This window comes from Vibrio sp. CAU 1672 (assembly GCF_029223195.1).
Classification (GTDB): domain Bacteria; phylum Pseudomonadota; class Gammaproteobacteria; order Enterobacterales; family Vibrionaceae; genus Vibrio.
In genome coordinates this window covers 142,840-163,335 of record NZ_JARHUF010000004.1, presented here as the reverse complement: position 1 = coordinate 163,335, position 20,496 = coordinate 142,840, and the positions used below count along the sequence as shown (strand labels likewise).

At 50.8% G+C, this 20,496-nt stretch carries 19 protein-coding genes and 1 tRNA gene; 11 read left to right on the top strand and 9 right to left on the bottom strand.

What is annotated here, in order from left to right; translation table 11 throughout:
* Nucleotides 1-103: 103 nt before the first annotated feature.
* A complete protein-coding gene (locus P2G85_RS06115) occupies nt 104-1,360 on the bottom strand; it encodes a methyl-accepting chemotaxis protein (protein WP_275863210.1) in 1,257 nt (418 codons plus the stop codon).
* A gap of 90 nt (nt 1,361-1,450) precedes the next feature.
* Between P2G85_RS06115 and P2G85_RS06110 the strand changes: the two genes are divergently transcribed.
* Nucleotides 1,451-2,233: a potassium channel family protein gene (locus tag P2G85_RS06110; RefSeq protein WP_275863209.1), complete on the top strand. Its 783-nt coding sequence runs from the start codon at nt 1,451-1,453 to the stop codon at nt 2,231-2,233.
* A gap of 35 nt (nt 2,234-2,268) precedes the next feature.
* Here P2G85_RS06110 and P2G85_RS06105 read toward each other — a convergent pair whose 3' ends face one another.
* Complete coding sequence (locus P2G85_RS06105) at nt 2,269-3,801, bottom strand: inorganic triphosphatase (protein WP_275863208.1); 1,533 nt, start codon at nt 3,799-3,801, stop codon at nt 2,269-2,271.
* Between the two features lie 205 nt (nt 3,802-4,006).
* Here P2G85_RS06105 and P2G85_RS06100 point away from each other — a divergent pair, with 205 nt between their 5' ends.
* From P2G85_RS06100 to P2G85_RS06090, 3 genes are all read left to right on the top strand, one after another.
* Nucleotides 4,007-4,687, top strand: a complete 681-nt coding sequence (locus P2G85_RS06100) for a TIGR00153 family protein (RefSeq protein ID WP_275863207.1) — start codon at nt 4,007-4,009, stop codon at nt 4,685-4,687.
* Between the two features lie 130 nt (nt 4,688-4,817).
* The gene (locus P2G85_RS06095) at nt 4,818-6,077 is read left to right on the top strand and encodes an inorganic phosphate transporter (RefSeq protein ID WP_275863206.1); all 1,260 of its coding nucleotides are present in this window, start codon (nt 4,818-4,820) and stop codon (nt 6,075-6,077) included.
* Nucleotides 6,078-6,255: 178 nt separating this feature from the next.
* The gene (locus tag P2G85_RS06090; RefSeq protein WP_275863205.1) at nt 6,256-6,867 is read left to right on the top strand and encodes a TIGR04211 family SH3 domain-containing protein; all 612 of its coding nucleotides are present in this window, start codon (nt 6,256-6,258) and stop codon (nt 6,865-6,867) included.
* 67 nt (nt 6,868-6,934) lie between these two features.
* Here the strand turns inward: P2G85_RS06090 and P2G85_RS06085 are convergent, their stop codons facing one another.
* Both P2G85_RS06085 and P2G85_RS06080 read right to left on the bottom strand, forming a co-directional pair.
* Nucleotides 6,935-7,561, bottom strand: coding sequence for a general secretion pathway protein GspB (locus P2G85_RS06085; protein ID WP_275863204.1), 627 nt, complete (start codon nt 7,559-7,561; stop codon nt 6,935-6,937).
* Nucleotides 7,561-9,183: an ExeA family protein gene (locus P2G85_RS06080; protein ID WP_275863203.1), complete on the bottom strand. Its 1,623-nt coding sequence runs from the start codon at nt 9,181-9,183 to the stop codon at nt 7,561-7,563. Before P2G85_RS06080 ends, P2G85_RS06085 begins: the two co-directional genes overlap by 1 nt.
* A gap of 215 nt (nt 9,184-9,398) precedes the next feature.
* Here P2G85_RS06080 and P2G85_RS06075 point away from each other — a divergent pair, with 215 nt between their 5' ends.
* Nucleotides 9,399-10,619, top strand: coding sequence for a multifunctional CCA addition/repair protein (locus P2G85_RS06075; RefSeq protein WP_275863202.1), 1,221 nt, complete (start codon nt 9,399-9,401; stop codon nt 10,617-10,619).
* Between the two features lie 52 nt (nt 10,620-10,671).
* On the opposite strand, the gene P2G85_RS06070 is transcribed toward P2G85_RS06075, so the two are convergent.
* From P2G85_RS06070 to folB, 3 genes are read right to left on the bottom strand one after another with little or no spacing between them, the layout of a single operon-like run.
* On the bottom strand, nt 10,672-11,475 hold the full coding sequence (locus P2G85_RS06070; RefSeq protein ID WP_275863201.1) for an undecaprenyl-diphosphate phosphatase: 804 nt from the start codon (nt 11,473-11,475) through the stop codon (nt 10,672-10,674).
* A gap of 16 nt (nt 11,476-11,491) precedes the next feature.
* The gene (gene folK / locus P2G85_RS06065; protein ID WP_275863200.1) at nt 11,492-11,974 is read right to left on the bottom strand and encodes a 2-amino-4-hydroxy-6-hydroxymethyldihydropteridine diphosphokinase; all 483 of its coding nucleotides are present in this window, start codon (nt 11,972-11,974) and stop codon (nt 11,492-11,494) included.
* Complete coding sequence (gene folB / locus P2G85_RS06060; protein WP_275863199.1) at nt 11,971-12,330, bottom strand: bifunctional dihydroneopterin aldolase/7,8-dihydroneopterin epimerase; 360 nt, start codon at nt 12,328-12,330, stop codon at nt 11,971-11,973. Before folB ends, folK begins: the two co-directional genes overlap by 4 nt.
* A 203-nt stretch (nt 12,331-12,533) precedes the next feature.
* Here folB and plsY point away from each other — a divergent pair, with 203 nt between their 5' ends.
* On the top strand, nt 12,534-13,130 hold the full coding sequence (gene plsY / locus P2G85_RS06055) for a glycerol-3-phosphate 1-O-acyltransferase PlsY (protein WP_275863198.1): 597 nt from the start codon (nt 12,534-12,536) through the stop codon (nt 13,128-13,130).
* A gap of 21 nt (nt 13,131-13,151) precedes the next feature.
* Here plsY and P2G85_RS06050 read toward each other — a convergent pair whose 3' ends face one another.
* Together P2G85_RS06050 and tsaD are read right to left on the bottom strand one after the other, a co-directional pair.
* Nucleotides 13,152-13,967 (bottom strand): alpha/beta fold hydrolase, encoded by an 816-nt coding sequence (locus tag P2G85_RS06050; RefSeq protein WP_275863197.1) that lies wholly within the window; start codon nt 13,965-13,967, stop codon nt 13,152-13,154.
* 178 nt (nt 13,968-14,145) lie between these two features.
* Nucleotides 14,146-15,162 (bottom strand): tRNA (adenosine(37)-N6)-threonylcarbamoyltransferase complex transferase subunit TsaD, encoded by a 1,017-nt coding sequence (tsaD, locus tag P2G85_RS06045; protein ID WP_275863196.1) that lies wholly within the window; start codon nt 15,160-15,162, stop codon nt 14,146-14,148.
* A gap of 229 nt (nt 15,163-15,391) precedes the next feature.
* Here tsaD and rpsU point away from each other — a divergent pair, with 229 nt between their 5' ends.
* The 5 genes from rpsU (at nt 15,392) to P2G85_RS06020 (ending at nt 20,142) form a co-directional block, all read left to right on the top strand.
* Nucleotides 15,392-15,607, top strand: a complete 216-nt coding sequence (rpsU, locus tag P2G85_RS06040) for a 30S ribosomal protein S21 (RefSeq protein ID WP_001145625.1) — start codon at nt 15,392-15,394, stop codon at nt 15,605-15,607.
* Nucleotides 15,608-15,636: 29 nt separating this feature from the next.
* Complete coding sequence (locus P2G85_RS06035; RefSeq protein ID WP_275863195.1) at nt 15,637-16,080, top strand: GatB/YqeY domain-containing protein; 444 nt, start codon at nt 15,637-15,639, stop codon at nt 16,078-16,080.
* A 105-nt stretch (nt 16,081-16,185) separates the two neighbouring features.
* Nucleotides 16,186-17,952, top strand: coding sequence for a DNA primase (dnaG, locus tag P2G85_RS06030; RefSeq protein ID WP_275863194.1), 1,767 nt, complete (start codon nt 16,186-16,188; stop codon nt 17,950-17,952).
* A gap of 99 nt (nt 17,953-18,051) precedes the next feature.
* Nucleotides 18,052-19,920 carry an RNA polymerase sigma factor RpoD gene (gene rpoD / locus P2G85_RS06025; RefSeq protein WP_275863193.1) on the top strand — a complete coding sequence of 623 codons (1,869 nt, stop codon included), beginning with the start codon at nt 18,052-18,054 and terminating at the stop codon, nt 19,918-19,920.
* Between the two features lie 146 nt (nt 19,921-20,066).
* A tRNA-Ile gene (locus P2G85_RS06020) sits at nt 20,067-20,142 on the top strand.
* Nucleotides 20,143-20,496 lie beyond the last annotated feature (354 nt).

The window sequence follows — 20,496 nt, the reverse complement described above, 5'->3', positions numbered from 1 at the left end:
GTGATTGAAACGAGAAGTATTAGTTATACCAGAGTTGCAGCAAATAAAAACGCCCACCAGGTTAATGTGGGCGTTTTATCAATACTCTAAAATGACAACGGTTTTACACTTGGAAAGATTTAATCTTCTGATCCAGTTCGGCCGCATTATTTTGCATCATCTCTGACGTTTCCAGCAGCTCAGTCACCACCACCACCGACGCTTCAACCAGCTCTCGGACGTTGGTCAGATTCTGGCTCATCTCTTCCGCCACACTGCTCTGCTGGCCTGCCGCAGTCGCGATCTGGAAGTTCATATCATTGATTTGGTTCACCTGGCCAACAATACCGTCCAGCTCACTACCGGCATTTGATACCAGCTCAACCCCTTCCGCCGCTTCGACCACACTTTTCTCCATCAGCTCAACTGCCGATGTTGCGCTTGATTGCAACTGAGTGATCATTTCCTGAATTTCAATTGTGGCCTGCTGAGTACGCTGGGCCAGGTTACGCACTTCATCGGCCACCACGGCAAAGCCACGTCCCGCTTCTCCGGCACGCGCGGCTTCAATCGCAGCGTTGAGGGCCAGCAGGTTGGTTTGCTCCGAAATCCCCTGGATGGTGCCAACCACGCTGCCAATTGCGTCAACGCGTTCTTCAACCTGATTCACCGCATCGGCCGACGAGGAAATATCCGACGACAGCTCACTCATTTTCGCTACCGTGCTTTGCAGGAACTGTTGACCGGTTACCGCCTGAGTTGATGCCTGTTCCGTCAGGGTAGAAGCCGTTTGCGCGTGCTCCGCTACCGTCTGCACGGTTGATGACATTTCACTCATGGCCGTAGCCAGTTGATCAATTTCATTAAACTCTTCCTGGGCTGACTCTTTGGTTTCCGACATGCTGAGCGTCATCACCTCAGTCAAGGTCGAGAGCTCATCCGAAGAGTTGACCTGAGTTTTAATCACATCATGCAATTGCTGACGCGTTTTCTCCAGCTCGCGAGCCACATCCCCGTATTCATCTTTACAGTCCATCTCGAACGGGACCGAAAGGTTTTTGCTCGCCATCAGTTTAATGGCATCATTCAGGTATTGCGTTTGGCGCAGCATCACGCGCGCAGCCGCCAGTAACAAGGCCACAAACACCGCGATTAATAATACGGTCTGCCAAACCACCTGAGTCAAATACGCTTCGTAGTGCTGCTGGGCCACTTGTTCACTGTGAGAAGCCGCCAACAGGGAATCGTAAAAAGTACTCGCATCCCACAATTGCTTGCCCACGATCAAAATGGTACTGAATACCATCAACATCACCAGTTTCGGAACGAGCCGAATATCGGAAATAACCCTTTCCCACGGCTTAAATGCCAGCTTTTCCATTGTCAGTTCTCCACCGAGTCTTATATAGTCTTTATATTACGCCAACTTAACGACGCACCTTTTTAATGTGCTATTTATTTCGAGCTTCGTATGAAAAGCAATGATATCAAAGACAACGCCAGACCGATGAGCCTACTGTCACTAATCTTGTCTTTCGTCGCATTATTTGTGATCTCAGGCCTACTATTTTTACCTCTGAATCATGAAACTCGTCAGATCCTTATCGGTCTCGATTTTATTATCTGTAGTATTTTTATTGTGCAGCTCAGTATAGATTTGATCCGGGCCACAGATCGTTGGTTATATTTCAAGCGGCACTGGATCGATTTTGTGGCCAGCATCCCAATGATCGAACCTTTACGCTATGCACGCCTGTTCCATATTCTGCGCGTCGTACTGGTGTTGCGTTCTTCACAGCACGTACTACAACAACTGAGGAACAACCGCAAAGAGACCACCATCGCCACTATCCTGCTCTTGCTGGTGATCCTGATCACTCTTGGTTCAAGCATGATGCTGTTTATCGAAGGGAAAAACCCGGAAGCCAATATCCAAACCGGTGCCGATGCCTTGTGGTGGGCGTTTGTCACCATTTCCACTGTCGGCTACGGTGACCATTATCCGGTCACCGACGTAGGCAAACTGCTGGCAGTGGTCATCATTGTCTGCGGCGTCGGTATCTTCGGTATGATTTCCGGTTTGGTCACCTCTATCCTTACCTCGCCAACCCGGCAACAAGACTCACTCGAAAAGCACCGGGAGCACGTGCTGCATAAAATGCTCGAACAGCAGCAACAGATCCTCAGCCGGCTGGAAAACATTGAGAGTGAAATGGAACAGCACAATCATCGGAGCGCAAAAAAGGACCCGTAGGTCCTTTTTAATATCACTTGGTTCTGCGGGCAAGCTTACTCCTGCCAGTAAGGCTGCGCTTCAAGGCTGATCGCGCGCGTTTGGTCCATGGCGTGCAAAATAGAGCGCTCTTGACGCTGCAGCCAACGCTCCAACTGCTCTTTTTCTGCACCTTCCAGTTTGTCGCCCAGCGGCTCTAAATGCTTGAGCATCAACAGATCATCGATGCCGTGCACCAGATCGGCCCAAGGCAGGCGGAAGCTGTTGCGCTCATCAAAATCATACAAACTGGCAAAACCGATACCGGTATACAAGTTACGCAGTAGACGATAACGCTGATCAACGTACTCCTGGGCAGACAAATCACGCTCTACCGGGAAAGCTTCCATCAGCTCAGCCCAGGTGCGATCCAGTTGCTTGATGGAAAACGCCATCACGTTGCTCGACATTTTATTGCGCGCTTTGTCGTCCAAAAATGGCTGCCAGCCACGCGCCAGGATCCAGCGGCTGAGATCCAGCAACAGCCCGGTGTAGCGGGCAGAATTAAGCAAAGTCAGCACCTCTTCCCGGCGGGGTAAGCTTTCCAGTTGCTCGGTCAGTTCGGCCACCAAAAACTTACGCGCGTCCAACTTACGCAGCACATTCCCTTTATCTTCGAGCAACTCTTCCAGGTGCGCATGCTCATCCAGCCATGCCAGCTCCTCTTCCAGCCATTTCAGCTCCTGACGTAAAATCGCACTGGCACGGCGCGGTACGATACTGCCAAACACGGTCAGCGTCTGACGAATAAAGCGGATAGCATTATTGATTTCACGTAGTGCGTCTACATTGTCAGATTCGGTATACAGCTGTTCATGGTAATGCCAGTGGGACAGCGCATGTTCTAACGAATTGATCAGGCAATACTCGACCGTGTCTGCCTTGGTCGTATCGACCAGCGACAACGGTTTCACTTTACTACCGCTATAGCCGGTCGCCAGGCGATAGCCTCTCGCCGCTTTACTTAGATTGCCCAAGCGCATTCCCCCGTGTTCACACAGACTGCGCGCCAGAGTAAACAGAGCATCAGTCTGTCCGGATTTCAGCTCCAGCTCCACTTCACAAATTGGCTCCTGGATTTCCGTGCCTTCTTCGTCCTGGGCAATAACCACTCCCTGATCAAACGCCACTTCCACCTGGCTGCCATCCGGCATGCCTATCAGCCATTGCTCACGGGTAAAGTTGGTCGAAAACAGCGGCATCAACTCAGACTGCAACGTCGCCCGGTCTTTCCCGGCAGGCCAAATATCTTCAGGGTGCAGTGTCAAATCCGGTTCATTACTGGTATGCTCAGCGTTAAATTCCGGACGCTGGTGCAAACCAGCAACCACACGCCCTGCGGTTTTGACGGTCTGGACGAACACCTCATCAAAACGGCGAATCCGTAAGCCGATGTCGTGCTTTCTTAACCAATTATCCGGGGTATCAAAATAGGTGTTACCAAGCTCTCGGCAACTGTGCTGAAGCGTCTTGGTTTCAGAAATTTTGTTACGTAAAGTTTCTGAAAATTCAGGAGAAACAAAAAACTTCAGTTCTATCTCGGTTTCCATAGTTGTACCTTTCAAAGCAGATAGAAACAGGATATTGCCTATTTTCGTACACGGCAAGAAAGAAATATCGCCGTAATGATGATCTAAAACAGTTTTAATGAGCCATTTAATGCGTTACCATGCGCGCCTTTATAGCCATCGCTCAACATTTCGCCACGAAATGGTGTATGTTCTTTTTAGGTTATAGTTATTAGGTTGAATGACCATGCCAGTAAATACAATTATGGGGTTATTTGCAAAGTCCCCAATTAAGCCTTTGCAACGCCACGTTGTGTGTGTCAACGAATGTTGTTCACACCTGGTTAAGTTCTTTGAAGTCTCTTCAAAGGGTGACTGGGAAAAAGCAGCCGAAATCCGTGCACAGATTTCTCACCTGGAGAAAGAAGCGGATGTGCTGAAACGTGAAATCCGTTTAAAACTGCCTCGCGGTTTGTTTATGCCAGTCGACCGGACTGACATGCTTGAGCTTCTGACTCAACAGGACAAACTGGCTAACCTTGCAAAAGACATTGCTGGCCGCGTATATGGTCGTCAGCTTGTCATTCCTGAAGCACTCCAACCAAACTTCCTCGCTTACGTTCAACGTTGCCTTGACGCCGCGGATCAAGCGCAAAAGGTGATCAATGAACTTGATGAACTGCTAGAGACCGGCTTCAAAGGCCGTGAAGTAACACTTGTTGCTGAAATGATTCATCAGTTAGACACTATCGAAGATGATACCGACGCAATGCAGATTGAACTACGCCGACAACTGATGGCGATTGAATCTGACATGAACCCGATCGATGTCATGTTCTTATACAAGATTCTTGAATGGGTAGGTGGTATTGCCGACCAGGCGCAGCGCGTAGGTGCTCGTTTGGAAGTGATGCTATCTCGATCTTAAAACATAAGTTAACGACATAACGAAGAGCATAATGAACCCGTGTCAGATGGACGATGAATATTTTCATCGTCTTACGGTTTGGCGCGCGTAAAATTTTGTTCCGCTTGTTATAAAACAACTAGGTATTACGATGGATATCCTTGCGAACTACGGCACTGTCCTGATTATTGTTGCAGCGATTTTTGGTTTCATGATGGCGATTGGTATTGGCGCGAATGACGTGGCTAATGCGATGGGTACATCGGTGGGTTCAAAAGCGCTAACCGTAAAACAAGCTATCATCATTGCGATGATCTTCGAATTTGCGGGTGCATATCTTGCAGGTGGTGAAGTAACCGACACTATCCGTAAAGGTGTTATCGAAACATCTCTATTTGCCCATCAGCCTGACGTTCTTGTCTACGGTATGATGTCAGCGCTTCTTGCTGCTGGTACTTGGCTACTGCTTGCTTCCTACATGGGCTGGCCGGTATCAACCACTCACTCAATCATCGGTGCTATCATCGGTTTCGCCTGTGTGTCAGTCGGCACCGAGGCCGTCGACTGGGGTAGCGTAAAGGGGATTGTCGGCAGTTGGATCATTACTCCGGTGATCTCTGGCTTCTTCGCCTATGTAATTTTTGTCAGTGCACAACGCCTGATCTTTGATACGGAAAACCCGCTGTTCAATGCCAAGCGCTTTGTCCCGGTATACATGTTTATCACCACTATGGTGATCGCACTGGTAACGATTAAGAAGGGCCTGAAACACGTCGGCCTGCACCTAAGCAACGGTGAAGCATGGATGTGGTCTGCGCTGTTTTCTGCCATCGTGATGGCAGGCGGTTACTATTACATCCAGAAGAAATTTGCCAACCGCGAAGACGATCATAGCTTCAGTGGCGTTGAAGGTATTTTCAGCGTGCTGATGGTCATCACAGCATGTGCAATGGCATTTGCTCACGGCTCAAACGACGTAGCCAACGCAATTGGTCCTCTTTCTGCCGTGGTATCAACGGTTGAACACATGGGCGAAATCACCGGCAAAAGCGCCATCGCATGGTGGATTCTTCCGCTGGGTGGTTTTGGTATCGTAGTGGGCCTGGCCACACTAGGCCACAAGGTAATGGCAACCGTCGGTACCGGGATCACTGAACTAACACCAAGCCGGGGCTTTGCGGCCCAGCTTGCGACTGCGTGTACCGTTGTACTGGCATCTGGTACGGGCCTGCCTATCTCGACCACTCAAACTCTGGTCGGTGCGGTTCTCGGAGTTGGTTTTGCTCGCGGTATCGCGGCACTTAACCTGGGTGTGGTACGTAACATCGTCGCCTCTTGGGTGGTCACCCTGCCTGCTGGTGCATTGCTGGCGGTCGTGTTCTTCTACGCGATTCAGGGTGCGTTTGCGTAACGCTCCCAGTCAGTAAAATGTAAACGCTTTGTCATTATTGACTCAAACGCACAGAAAGGGAGGCTTTGCCTCCCTTCTTTGTTGCACCGAAGTTTGAAACTGCATACTATTCGACTATTTCCGGCTCCAATCAATGGGTGCCAAAGCCGTATCTAAGAAAACCGTTAAGGGATTTACTGTGAAAAAACTTATCATCACGGTTCTGTTCACATTGCTTGCCGCACCAGCAGCATTCGCAGCGGATCGTTATATTTCTGATGACCTCTTCACCTTTATGCACTCTGGCCCAAACAACACTTACCGAATCATCGGTAGCGTCAATGCGGGTTCGAAAGTGAAACAACTGCAAACCAACCGAGACACTGGCTATACGCAAGTTAGCGATGAGCGCGGCCGTACCGGCTGGGTGCAAAGCAAGTTCGTTACTAAACAAGAAAGCATGGCCATTCGCCTGCCTCGCGTCGAGAAAGAACTGGCGGAAGTCAAAGCACAACTGGCGAATGCCCGTACAACGGCCGATGCAGAAAAGGCCGGGCTGGCCGATTCACTGGAAACACGTAACCAGCAAATTTCTGATCTGGAAAGCAAGTACTCTGAGATCAGCAACCAGCTGACTTCTGTGCAAACAGAAAACCGTGAACTACGTGCTAAACTGGATACCCAGAAAGACGACATGCTCCTCAAGTACTTCACCTACGGTGGTGGGGTTGCCGGTTTAGGCCTGCTATTTGGTTTGATCCTTCCACACATCATTCCGCGCAGGAAAAAATCACCAGCAGGCTGGGCGTAAGCTCCCTGACTACTAAGAAACAACAAAGAAAAAGGCCACAAATTGTGGCCTTTTTCTTATTGCACCGCTAGCCCTGCCACTCATACAGAGCCGGAATACGAATACGCTCGCCTTCAAACTCAACCACAACCGCTTGTGGCTGTATCTCCTGCAACACCACCACACCTTCGATCACATCGCCTTGATGGTATTCCACATTATTGATTTTCACCCATCGCCGTTTGCTGTCACTGGTGTACATGTGGGTCTGCAAATTCAGCGCCGGCAGACGCCCCTGCCAATGGTAGCTATCCCGTTCAAGATCATTCATCGCCGCCGGCGCATTATCTGAGGTTGCAGCCAGCGCATTTTCCACTTTACGTGCCAGTTCCGGAGCTAACGAAGAGAGATCTAATTCATCCAGTGATAAATCAACCTCATCGCTGTAATACGGCTTACTCGCTGCTGGCTCTCTTTCTGTCGCATCAGGAAGCTCTGCGATAGGCCAGTCACGTGAAAGCTGGGCCAAATGTGCCGGTTGTGGGTAACTCAGTTGTCTAAACGGTGATACCTCCCTGGATGGCGGCCGTGCAGGCGCCACCTCTTCAGCCGACGGCACAACATTCACCGGCAGATAGTTTAAGTGCCATGCCACCCCTAATGCGGCAGTACTGATGGGCAGCAATAATAACCCTAAATGCTTTGCTACAGACATTATGCCTCCTCACTGCTGCTGATCGCGTGTAACTGTGGTGCTTCAATTTGCACACTGCGTTGCAATCGCTGCAGAGTCCGCTGGCCAGCAATACCATCCACGCCCATTCCCTGCCAACGCTGAAACAGTTCCACTCGCTCTTGCAACGCCTGATCAAATGTCGAGGTCCCCAAAGGTGGTTCACCGACTGCTTGGGCCAATAAACCATCTAAAACCGCCACCGCCGGGCCGGTCATGTTAAGGCGCAGTGTTTCCCGCAGTGGTGCCTGCCACAGCTCAATAATGTTGCCTTGCCACATAGGCTGCAGCCACGCCGTTGGTAAGCGCAGGCGCTGTTGGCCGTTGAGAACCTCGACCTCTTCCTCCCCCAAAGCATAAAGCACCACGTAACCGACTTGCCCCTGGTAATTCAGTTCCAGAATCACTGGACGGTTTTGCTCTACCAGCTGCGTCCACGTGACCATTCTGCGTTCACAGCGCATGGTCGACTGAGGTTCAGATAAACATAAATTATCCCGCACTGAAGCCTGATATCCCCATAGGCGATACAGTTCATTGACCGCCAGGCTGGACTGGGTCTGCGCCAACAACTGGCCACGCTGTTTGGCACTGAGCTGTGTCTGCTCAACCACCTCAGCAACCACCGGTGGCGCAGCCGTAACAGTCGGTGACTCCACGGTACCGTCAAGCTTTGGCGGGAGCTGCTGAAGCGCTCCCCAGCCTACGAGAGCGGCAGCCATACACCCAATCAACGCGGTCCCCCAGGCTGGCCAGACAAACGCGCGCACGGGCTTATCTTGCTGATAAATATTAGCCTGAAACTGCATCACCTCTTCACAGGCACGCTGTACCACCTGCTTATCAAGCGCCGGGTTACCCTGGTGATAACTCAGCTGCAGCGCTTTATCACAGATCAGGTTGATCAGGCGTGGAATGCCATGGCTGTACTTCGCGATCATCTGGATTGAACTGCGGGCAAATAACTGCTGGCGGCCACCCGCGGTATGCAGGCGAAAGGCGATATAATCCGCCGTCTCTTTCTCATCCAGCGGCAACAGGTGGTAGCGGCCGGTGATCCGCTGCGCCAACTGGCGCAGTTGGGTGGTTTGCAGCAAGGTCTGCAATTCTGGCTGACCGACCAACAGTACCTTTAACAGCTTACGGGTATCGGTTTCCAGATTGGTCAGCAAACGGAGCTGCTCCAAGACCTCAGCAGACAAGTGCTGGGCTTCATCAATCACCAGCAATGTCTGCCAGCCCTGCTGATGGTTACTTAGCAGATAACGGTGAATGGCCTGGTTAAGCTGCTTCAGAGTTGCCTCTTCGGGATAACCCAGCCGGAACTCATCACAGATAGCTTCGAGCAAATCGCGGCTGGAAAAGGTCGGGTTAAGGATCAGCCCGGCTTTGGTGTTGTCGTTTAAGTTCGCCAACATGGCTTTGGCAACCGTGGTTTTGCCGGTGCCCACCTCGCCGGTCAGCATCGCAAAACCGCCCCCCTCACCCAAACCGGCCTGCAGGTGGGTGATGGCCTCTTTATGACGCTGGCTCAAATACAAATAACGCGAGTTTGGAACAATAGAAAACGGCAGCTCGACAAACCCAAAAAAGTCCTTATACATAGGATCTCCAACTCAAACCCAATCCCTACATTATAACGGGATCTCCCCAGGACGAGACAAAGTGACACCAGCAATTGTGAGCCTTTCATCCGGGACGCTAACCAAATCACACTTAGGACACGGCTTATCAGCCGCATCGCGTGAGTTGGATTTCAGGAAAAGTACCATTGCTTGCTACAATGTCCAATGCCATATCAACAATTTAAGAGGTCATCGTGCAAGTTTATTTAGTGGGTGGAGCAGTTCGCGATCAATTGCTCGGTATTGATAACTATGACAAAGATTGGGTGGTGGTCGGAACGACCCCGAACAACATGCTTGCACAAGGCTTTACTGCTGTCGGCAAGGACTTCCCGGTTTTTTTGCACCCACAAAGCAAAGAGGAGTACGCGCTGGCCCGCACTGAACGTAAATCAGGTCAGGGTTATACCGGGTTTGACTGTTTTTTTGATCCCGGAGTCACTCTGGAAGAAGACCTGCGCCGTCGCGATCTGACCATCAATGCTATGGCTATCGATGACGCCGGCATCCTGCATGATCCTTATGCTGGCCAGCAAGACCTTGCCGATAAAGTACTTCGGCATGTCTCGGAAGCCTTCATCGAAGACCCGTTGCGGGTATTACGTGTGGCACGCTTTGCCGCCAAACTGACACCACTTGGCTTTAGCATTGCTGACGAAACCATGCAGTTAATGCGTGATATGGTTCAGTCCGGGGAGCTGAGCACGCTAACCCCAGAGCGAGTTTGGCAAGAGTGGCACAAATCGTTATCGACCCCGAGGCCGGACGTATTCTTAGCGACACTACGTGACTGTAATGCACTGGCGGTAATATTACCCGAGCTGGACGCCTTGTTTGGCGTGCCCCAACCGGAAAAATGGCACCCGGAAATCGACACCGGCGTGCATACCCTGCTGGTCGCCCGTCAGGCAGCTCAGCTCAGCGCTTCGCTGCTGGTTCGCTTCGCCGCCCAGGTACACGACTTAGGCAAAGGCGTCACTCCCCCCAGCGAGTGGCCGAGCCATAAACGGCACTGTCATACCGGCCTGGCGCTCATCAAGCAGCTGTGCCAGCGGGTTCGGGTGCCGAACGAATTTCGCGATCTGGCGCTGATGGTGTGTGAACAGCACTCGAATATTCACCGCGCCGCCGAACTGAGGCCACAAACCATCATCAAAATCTTCAATAAATTTGATGTATGGCGTAAACCGCAGCGTTTGGCGGAGATCTTGCTGTGTTGCCAGGCCGATCATGCCGGCCGTCGAGGCTGTGAGCAGCAGGCCTACCCACAAGCAGAAATCATCACCCGAGCTTATCAGGCAGCGGCAGCGGTTGAGGTACAGGCCATTATCCGCGCAGGCTTCAAAGGCGCTGAAATTCGTGATGAACAGGAAAAGCGCCGGACAGAAGCAGTAAGAGTGGCACTCAACAAATAGCCAGAAAACAAAACGCCCGCTCATGGAGCGGGCGAAAATGGTTCAGGCCATGTTATGCGCTGAGCAAAAAAGCAAACAACCCCGCTCCCAGGATCAGGCGATAAATCACAAACGGGGTCATGCCCATACGTGAAATCATTTTGAGGAAAAAGTGAATACACAGGTAAGCGGCAACGAACGAAGTGAAGATACCGGTAAGCAAAAAGCCAACATGCACCGGTTCACCGCTGGTGACCAGCTTCAGGCCTAAGTAACTGCCTGCCAGAGTAATGATCGGAATCGACATCAAAAACGAAAAACGCGCCGCCGCTTCACGGGTAAAGCCGAGATACAGCGCCGCAGTGATGGTCGCACCGGAGCGGGAGGTGCCCGGGATCATCGCCAGCGCCTGAGCCACCCCGATAAACACGGCTTTTTTCCATCCAGTCTGGTATTCATCGGCATGTAACTGAGCCGTGTTGTCGACCCACCACAGCAGCAAGCCAAAGATGATCGTGGTGGTCGCAATGACATAGGCACTGCGCAGGTACACTTCAATGACGTCTTTCATCAGTAACCCAAACACACACGCCGGGATCGTGGCAATCACGATCATCCACGCCAGCTTAGCTTCTTTACTCCGCTCTCCCTGAAACAGCGAACCGAACAGGGCGCGAAACAGCGTGATCACTTCATGACGGAAATAGATCACCACTGCCGCCAGCGTGCCGACATGCACCGCTACGTCAAAAGCTAACCCCTGATCTTCCCAGCCAAGAATGGCTGACGGTAAAATCAGATGGGCGGAGCTGGAAATGGGCAAAAACTCGGTCAAGCCCTGGATCAGGGCTAGAAGAAAGGCTTCTAAATAACTCATTAAACTTACTCAAAAATCAAAAGGAAAGGAAAACTGGCCGTAAGGAATCGATGGGTTGCATAGCCTGCCAAACCTGGGCGACTGAACGGCCATCGCCGGGGATAAGTAAATCAGGCTGCAGATCATACATCGGCTTGGTTACGAAAGGATATTTGAAAATATCACTGCGAGGTAATTCCGGGTTTTGCGCCGAGACACAGTCACCAAACAGCACCACATCCAGATCCAGCGTCCGATCCTGGTACTTTTGCGCATCTTCGGCCCGTCCCCATTTGTATTCAATCTCGCGCAAGCGACGGACAAACTCATTCAGCGACAACTCCGTGTTCAGGCTGATAATAAAGTTGTAAAAATTCTGACTGCTAAATCCTATCGGTGCACATTCATATACCGGCGATACTTGCAGATCCACTCCCAGATGATGCAGCTCGCGGTAAGCCACCCGGGCATGCTTTTCTCTGTCAATATTGGTGCCGACACCGATATAGGTCGAGATCATGCCAGACCTCGCTCAATCACAACCCCCACAGCTCGCGCCTGAGGCACGGCACCCGGTTTAGCCAGGCGAATTCTTACCCAAGGCACAGCAAAACGCTGCATGATCAGCTCAGCGACTTCCTCCGCGACACGCTCGACCAGCAAAAAACGCCCCTGTTCAATATGCTCTAGTACCACCTCACTCACCTGCGCATAATCCAGCGCGTCCTGCACATTATCGCTCTGGCCGGCTGGCTGGTTGTTATGTGCCATTTCAATATCCAGCACCAGTTTCTGCTTGATTTGCTGTTCCCAGTCGTACACCCCAATCGTGGTGATCACTTCTAACTGTTCAATAAAAACTTTATCCAGAGCCATCTCTTGTCCTTCTGTTACAGAGGTCGGATACCCGCGAGGGTAAATTGATCGTAAACTTTGCTAAACCGCGACGCTTCTTTATATACAAGACATTACATATTGCAAGTTCTATCGCAAAGAGAGTTTTTTCAAAACACGATTTCGCGCTATGATAGCAAGTCAGCGGGAAATGGGCACCACATTCCAACCCACCAAGGACTTTTATGGACGCACTGGCACTGATAATGACAATGGCCGCCTATCTGCTGGGTTCGATTTCCAGCGCGGTGTTGATTTGTCGGCTGTTAAAACTGCCAGACCCACGTCAAGTCGGCTCACATAACCCGGGAGCGACCAACGTGCTGCGTATTGGCGGTAAGGGGCCAGCGTTAGCGGTATTACTGTGTGACATGCTCAAAGGCACCATTCCGGTCTGGAGCGGTTATTTTCTCGGTATCGACCCGATCATTCTGGGCGTGATTGCCATCGCCGCCTGCCTCGGCCACATGTATCCGATTTTTTTTCATTTCAAGGGTGGCAAAGGGGTCGCAACCGCACTCGGTGCTATTGCACCAATCGGCTGGGATCTGACCGGCCTGGTAATGCTCACCTGGCTGGCGGTCGCGATGCTGTTCCGCTATTCCTCTTTAGCCGCGCTTGTCACGGTATTAGTTACGCCATTTTATGCCTGGATGTTCAAGCCACAGTACACCTTACCCGTCGCGATGTTGTGCTGCCTGATCGTATTTAAACACCATCAGAACATTCGCCGCCTGCTGGCTGGTGAAGAGCCGAAAATCGGCGAAAAAAACTCGGCCTGACGCCGAGTTTGTTATTGACGCTTACGCATGAACTTTATTCAGGAAGCTGAGCAACATCTGACTGACAAACTCAGGCTGCTCTAACGAGCTGATATGGCCAGCGGCGGGGATCTCGACCAGCTCACTGCCGGTGATGCAATCGTGCATCAGATAAGACTCAAACACCGGACGCGGCTTATCTTCTCGGCCAACCGCAATCAGCGTCGGCAAAGCAAAGTTTTCCGCCGCTTCGATCATATCACGACGGCCAAACACCATTCGTCCCACACGAGCAACTTCCACAGCACGCTCGCCTTGCAAGGCTTCGAGGCGGTGCTTAAATGAGGCGACCAGCTCCGGGTTAGCCTGCTCGGCATCATTGGCAAAAAACAGCGGTACAACGGCAGCAGCGATCGGTTGTGGTACTGACTGCAACTGGCTGATGCTATCCAGCATCGCAAAGTACTTCTGATGGGTCACTTCCGGCTCCAGACCAATAAAGGTATCCATCAGCACCAGCGATTTGACCCGCTGCGGTGCCAGTGCAGCCAGTTCTGCGCCCCACATCCCGCCAACGGACAAGCCCACCACTGAGAATTGTTCAATCGCCAGATGATCCATCAACGCTAACATCTGCTGAGCGTAATCCCCCAAAGATCGAGTAGCAGCAGGCGCGGCATCCGATTCACCATGCGCCCAAAGATCCGGCACAATACACCGGTAAGACTGGCTTAACGCTTCAATTTGTGGCGCCCACATTTGGTTATCCCACAAGTAGCTGTGACCAAACAACAACACCGGACCTTCGCCTTTATCCAGGTAAGCAAGCTGCTGACCTTCAATTTCAAACTTGTTCATTGTTATATCCATTTCTTGTTCTTCCGTACAATCCTATCACTGAACCCAAGCAACACTGCTCGCATCAGTTAGGCTTTTACGCAAGGCCTTTCAATCAGATAACTAAAAATAAAGGCCTCTGATTCACAGAGACCTTTGTCATGTTGTATCTATTTCACCCCAGCAGGCGAAAATTTGATTAAGCGATCGGCGTTAGCTGGTCGATTGGCCAGCGCGGTCGCGCTTCAACCGACATATCCGCGACTTCACCATTTTTCAAACGCTGCATCCCGGCGTAAGCGATCATCGCACCATTATCGGTACAAAACTCAGTGCGTGGGTAGTACACCTCTCCACCGATTTTCTCCGCCAACTTTTCCAGCTCAGCGCGCAGGCGGCGGTTGGCACTCACACCACCGGCAATCACAATCCGCTTCATCCCGGTTTGCTCCAGTGCACGCTTACACTTGATCGCTAACGTGGCACACACCGCATCTTCAAATGCATAAGCGATATCAGCACGGGTTTGCTCATCGTCGCCATTGGCAGCAATAGTATTGGCGGTGAAGGTCTTCAAACCGGAAAAACTCATATCCAGCCCGGGCCTGTCCGTCATCGGGCGTGGGAACTTAAACCGGCCCGGGGTACCTTTTTCAGCCAGCTTAGACAGCAATGGCCCCCCGGGATAATCGAGCCCCATTAGCTTAGCGGTTTTATCAAATGCCTCACCGGCGGCATCATCGATCGATTCGCCGAGAATTTTGTACTCACCAATGCCTTTGACTTCGACCATCATCGAATGGCCACCAGACACCAACACCGCGACAAACGGGAATGGCGGTGGGTTATCTTCCAGCATCGGGGCAAGCAGGTGGCCCTCCATATGATGGACAGGCACCGCCGGCACCCCCCAGGCATACGCCACACTGCGGCCAATCGTCGCACCAACCAGTAACGCGCCCACCAGCCCCGGCCCAGCCGTATAAGCCACGCCATCAATGTCTTTCGGCGTCAGGTTCGCCGCCTTCATCGCCTCTTTGATCAGCGGAATGGTCTTCTTCACGTGATCACGAGAAGCCAACTCAGGTACCACGCCGCCGTAATCCGCGTGCAATTTCACCTGACTGTACAATTTGTGCGACAACAGGCCTTTTTCATCGTCATAAATGGCGATACCTGTTTCATCACAGGAAGTTTCAATACCGATAATGCGCATGGTTTTCTCAGTATGCTATCTATAAAAAGGAAATTTGGCGTCATATTACCTTGCCTTGTTGCGGCAAACAAATTTTGAACAGACAATAAGCGATAAAAGGCTTTACAAAACCCTGGTGATCGGATTAAAATTCCGCACCATTTTTGATCAAGCTGGTTAGAGACCAAACATTTGTGATTTGGTCTGTTGATTACCAGCGCTAACGAATAACCCCTGAGGTGAAAGGCATATGCCAGTAGTTAAAGTACGTGAAAACGAACCGTTCGACGTTGCTCTACGTCGTTTCAAGCGCTCTTGCGAAAAAGCAGGTATCCTTTCTGAAGTGCGTCGTCGTGAGCACTACGAAAAACCAACTACAGTTCGCAAACGCGCTAAAGCAGCAGCTCAAAAGCGTCACGCTAAGAAGCTAGCTCGCGAAAACGCTCGTCGCGTTCGCCTGTACTAATAACTGGACTCCGGTAAAGGAATTTAGTTATGGCTCTGATTGAACAACTCAAAGAAGAGCAAAAATCAGCGATGAAAGCCAAGGACAAACTGCGCCTTGGTACTATTCGTTTAGCTCTAGCAGCCATCAAGCAACGTGAAGTTGACGAACAGATCACTCTGGGCGATGACGACATTATTGCCGTGCTGACTAAAATGGTTAAACAGCGTCGCGATTCTGTCGCGCAATATGAAGCAGCAGGTCGTCAAGATCTTGCTGACGTGGAACAAGCCGAAATTACTGTTCTTGAGGATTTTATGCCTCAACCACTTACTGACGAGGAAGTAGCCGCATTGATTGACAACGCGATTACTGAATCCGGTGCAGCTGGCATGCAAGACATGGGCAAAGTAATGGGTGTTTTGAAACCACAGATTCAAGGCCGCGCAGATATGGGTAAAGTAAGCGGTTTAGTTCGCGCTAAGCTGGCTTAATACTCACACCCGATTGCAGCAAGCCGTGCTATCCTTTGGAACGCACGGCTTGTTTGTATCTGGATAACACATCCACACGCTTGATTTTCTTTTTTGTTAGGTTTTATGGCTGGACACATCCCCCGCAGTTTTATTGATGACCTTCTGGCTCGGCTTGATATTGTCGATATCATAGACGCACGGGTAAAACTTAAGAAAAAAGGCAAAAACTACGGCGCCTGCTGCCCCTTCCATAATGAGAAAACCCCCTCATTCAGCGTCAGCCAGGAAAAGCAGTTCTACCACTGTTTTGGCTGTGGTGCGCACGGCAACGCCATCGATTTCCTGATGGAATATGAACGGCTCGAATTTGTTGAAGCGATTGAAGAGCTGGCGTCTTACCTTGGTTTGGATGTACCACGCGAACAACGCAGTGGCGGCACTGGTCAGTTTAAATCCGGCCCACAAGCCAGCAGCAGCGAAAAGCGTAGCCTTTACGATCTGATGGCCAGCATTGCGCAGTTCTATCGCAACCAACTCAAGCAATCGGCAAGCAAAGTCGCGATTGAGTACCTGAAAGACCGTGGTCTGTCTGGCGAAATTGTGCAGAAGTTTGGCATCGGCTATGTCGCGGATGAGTGGGATTTAGTCCGTAAGAACTTCGGTCAGCACAAAGAGACCCAGGACATGCTGGTCAGCGGCGGCATGCTGATCGAAAACGACAAAGGCAACCGCTACGACCGCTTTCGCGGCCGGGTGATGTTCCCGATCCGCGATAGACGCGGGCGGGTGATCGGCTTTGGTGGCCGGGTGATTGGTGACGGCACCCCCAAATATCTCAACTCACCGGAAACGCCGATATTCCATAAAGGCAAAGAGCTGTATGGCCTTTACGAAGTGCTGCAAGCCTACCGTGAACCACCGCAGATTTTAGTAGTGGAAGGCTATATGGATGTCGTTGCACTGGCGCAATATGGCGTAGATTATTCTGTCGCCTCGCTCGGCACGTCAACCACCGGTGACCATTTGCAGGTACTGTTTCGCCAAACCGGTACTGTAGTGTGCTGTTACGACGGTGACCGGGCAGGCCGGGAAGCAGCGTGGCGCGCGATGGAAAACGCACTGCCTTACTTAACCGATGGCCGGCAGCTGAAGTTTATGTTTTTGCCCGATGGTGAAGATCCGGATTCCTTTATTCGCCAGCACGGCAAAGCCGCTTTTGAACAGCAAGTAACAAATGCGATGCCTTTATCTGAATTTATGTTCAACTCCTTAACCCAGCAAGTGGACATGAGCAGCAAAGAAGGCATGGCAAAACTGAGCACTCTCGCAGTTCCGTTGATCGATAAAGTCCCTGGCGGCACTTTACGACTATACTTGAGAGAACTACTTGGCCGTCGTCTCGGGCTGGTTGACGAACATCAATTACAACAGTTGATTTCTAAGCAAAACAAAGAGGAGCAACGCCCTCAACCGCACAAAGAAATCAAACGCACGCCAATGCGTGAGGTCATTGCGTTACTGATCCAAAATCCTCAGTACGCTAGCCTGGTACCCGACCTGACCAGTGTAAGGGAGTTATCCATACCCGGATTGAGTTTATTTGCCGATGTGCTTGATAAATGTCAAAGCCATCCCCATATAAACACAGGCCAATTGTTAGAGCATTGGCGCAATAGCCCAAATGAGACCCTTCTGTCTCGTCTTGCGAGCTGGGACATTCCGCTCGATGAAGACAATCAAGAAGAAATATTTTTAGACTCACTGGATAAAATTATTGCCCAGTGCGTAGAAAAACAAATTGAAACCCTGCAGGCCAAAGCAAGAACTGTCGGTTTATCAGCCGAAGAGAAAAGGGAGCTGCTAGCACTTATGCTAGATTTAAAAGCGTAACCCTGATTAATTAGTCAGCAACAATTTAATTTGTTATAGTAAGTGGTTTGCATTTCGCATACTGATTCCTTCACTAGATTACGAAGTTGGATACCGTCTATGGATCAAAATCCGCAGTCACAGCTAAAGTTACTTGTTATTAAAGGCAAGGAGCAAGGCTATCTGACCTACGCCGAAGTAAATGACCACCTACCTGCTGAAATCGTAGATTCAGAACAGGTAGAAGACATCATTCAGATGATCAACGACATGGGCATCAAAGTGGTAGAAACCGCGCCGGATGCCGATGACCTTGCGCTGAGTGATGACACAAACATTACCGATGAAGATGCTGCCGAAGCAGCCGCTGCTGCGCTTTCGAGTGTAGAGAGCGAAATTGGCCGTACAACCGACCCGGTGCGCATGTACATGCGCGAAATGGGTACCGTTGAACTGCTGACCCGCGAAGGCGAAATCGACATCGCAAAACGGATTGAAGATGGTATTAACCAAGTTCAATCGTCTGTTGCTGAATACCCGGGTACGATCCCATACATTCTCGAGCAGTTTGACAAAGTTCAGGCCGAGGAACTTCGCCTGACTGACCTGATTTCAGGTTTTGTCGATCCGGATGCGGATGAATCTGTTGGCCCAACCGCCACCCACATCGGCTCAGAGCTGGCAGAATCGGATCTGAAAGACGAAGACGAAACCGACATCGACGAAGAAGAAGATGAAGACGGTGATGAGTCAGATTCAGACTCAGAAGAAGACGTAGGTATTGACCCTGAGGTTGCTCTTGAGAAATTCAACCAACTGCGCAGTACTTACCAGAACCTTCAGCTGGCGATCAACGAATACGGTTCAGAAAGCCCGAAAGCAACGGTAGCCAACGAGCTGATGTTGGACGTGTTCAAAGAGTTCCGTCTGACACCGAAACAGTTCGACCATTTAGTGAATGAACTGCGCACGGCCATGGATCGCGTTCGTACCCAAGAGCGCCTGATCATGCGTGCAACCGTTGAATACGGTAAGATGCCGAAAAAATCGTTCATCGCCCTGTTCACCGGTAACGAGTCGACCGAAGCGTGGCTGGATGAAGTTCTTGCATCCGATAAGCCATACGCAGAGAAAATCAAACGTAATGAAGAAGAGATCCGCCGTTCAGTCACTAAGCTAAAAATGATTGAAGAAGAGACCTCTCTGAGCGTTCAAAACATCAAAGAGATCAGCCGTCGCATGTCTATCGGTGAAGCGAAAGCCCGCCGTGCGAAGAAAGAGATGGTAGAAGCCAACTTGCGTCTGGTTATTTCGATTGCCAAGAAATACACCAACCGTGGTCTGCAGTTCCTGGATTTGATCCAGGAAGGTAACATCGGTCTGATGAAAGCCGTGGATAAGTTTGAATACCGCCGCGGTTACAAGTTCTCGACCTACGCGACCTGGTGGATCCGTCAGGCCATTACCCGCTCTATCGCGGATCAGGCCCGTACGATCCGTATTCCGGTACACATGATCGAGACGATCAACAAACTCAACCGTATCTCACGCCAAATGCTGCAAGAGATGGGTCGTGAACCGCTACCGGAAGAACTGGCTGAACGCATGCAAATGCCGGAAGACAAGATCCGTAAGGTACTGAAGATCGCTAAAGAGCCGATCTCAATGGAAACCCCGATTGGTGATGATGAAGATTCGCATCTGGGTGATTTCATCGAAGATACCACGCTGGAACTACCGCTGGACTCTGCTACCTCAACCAGCTTGAAAGTGGCAACCAAGGATGTCCTGGCAGGCCTGACACCACGCGAAGCGAAAGTATTGCGCATGCGTTTTGGTATCGACATGAATACCGACCACACTCTGGAAGAAGTGGGCAAACAGTTTGACGTTACCCGTGAGCGTATCCGTCAGATTGAAGCGAAAGCACTGCGTAAACTGCGCCATCCAAGCCGCTCAGAAACGTTACGCAGCTTCCTCGATGAGTAATAAATGCGTCAGCAGATAGTAAAAAGGTGAGCCCAGCTCACCTTTTTTGTTATTTCTGGTGCTAAGTGGATAAAAACTAAGCGCAATTGGCCCTTTAGGTATCTAGACACCTTGCTGTGCTTCCCCTATAATCGTTGACCTATTAAGGCCCCTTAGCTCAGTGGTTAGAGCAGTCGACTCATAATCGATTGGTCCCCAGTTCAAGTCTGGGAGGGGCCACCAAATCCTGAAAGCCTGATGAGGAAACTCGTCAGGCTTTTTTCGTTCTGTTCAGGCCTGTAAGCCATCCAGGCTTGCTGTCAATAAATAGCAACCCACCAGCACCAGCGCCCCTCTCCACCGGTTGTGCATAAGGTGGCATTTTATGTCTCAGAATAGTCCTGCAGCCAAATCTAACCATAACCGCCGATACAACGAAACTTCGACGAACGACGTCAGTAACCGGATGACTCGAATCGAACTGGTCTAATTGCGCGTCCTACCATCAGAGCTAATGGGGGATCTTGTGATGCAGCAAGCGACATTATAAGCCATATAAGCCATCAACACCCCAAAGAGCGATGATCGTAACTTCAA

Bases quoted from the DNA above. Each gene is read 5' to 3' on its own strand.
- plsY (WP_275863198.1), top strand. From the start codon at position 12,534: ATGGACGCACTGGCACTGATAATGACAATGGCCGCCTATCTGCTGGGT.
- P2G85_RS06095 (WP_275863206.1), top strand. From the start codon at position 4,818: ATGGATATCCTTGCGAACTACGGCACTGTCCTGATTATTGTTGCAGCG.
- rpoD (WP_275863193.1), top strand. From the start codon at position 18,052: ATGGATCAAAATCCGCAGTCACAGCTAAAGTTACTTGTTATTAAAGGC.
- P2G85_RS06105 (WP_275863208.1), bottom strand. From the start codon at position 3,801: ATGGAAACCGAGATAGAACTGAAGTTTTTTGTTTCTCCTGAATTTTCA.
- P2G85_RS06115 (WP_275863210.1), bottom strand. From the start codon at position 1,360: ATGGAAAAGCTGGCATTTAAGCCGTGGGAAAGGGTTATTTCCGATATT.
- P2G85_RS06100 (WP_275863207.1), top strand. From the start codon at position 4,007: ATGCCAGTAAATACAATTATGGGGTTATTTGCAAAGTCCCCAATTAAG.
- P2G85_RS06070 (WP_275863201.1), bottom strand. From the start codon at position 11,475: ATGAGTTATTTAGAAGCCTTTCTTCTAGCCCTGATCCAGGGCTTGACC.
- P2G85_RS06050 (WP_275863197.1), bottom strand. From the start codon at position 13,967: ATGAACAAGTTTGAAATTGAAGGTCAGCAGCTTGCTTACCTGGATAAA.
- rpsU (WP_001145625.1), top strand. From the start codon at position 15,392: ATGCCAGTAGTTAAAGTACGTGAAAACGAACCGTTCGACGTTGCTCTA.
- P2G85_RS06085 (WP_275863204.1), bottom strand. From the start codon at position 7,561: ATGTCTGTAGCAAAGCATTTAGGGTTATTATTGCTGCCCATCAGTACT.
- folK (WP_275863200.1), bottom strand. From the start codon at position 11,974: ATGATCTCGACCTATATCGGTGTCGGCACCAATATTGACAGAGAAAAG.
- P2G85_RS06110 (WP_275863209.1), top strand. From the start codon at position 1,451: ATGAAAAGCAATGATATCAAAGACAACGCCAGACCGATGAGCCTACTG.
- P2G85_RS06080 (WP_275863203.1), bottom strand. From the start codon at position 9,183: ATGTATAAGGACTTTTTTGGGTTTGTCGAGCTGCCGTTTTCTATTGTT.
- tsaD (WP_275863196.1), bottom strand. From the start codon at position 15,162: ATGCGCATTATCGGTATTGAAACTTCCTGTGATGAAACAGGTATCGCC.
- P2G85_RS06035 (WP_275863195.1), top strand. From the start codon at position 15,637: ATGGCTCTGATTGAACAACTCAAAGAAGAGCAAAAATCAGCGATGAAA.
- dnaG (WP_275863194.1), top strand. From the start codon at position 16,186: ATGGCTGGACACATCCCCCGCAGTTTTATTGATGACCTTCTGGCTCGG.
- folB (WP_275863199.1), bottom strand. From the start codon at position 12,330: ATGGCTCTGGATAAAGTTTTTATTGAACAGTTAGAAGTGATCACCACG.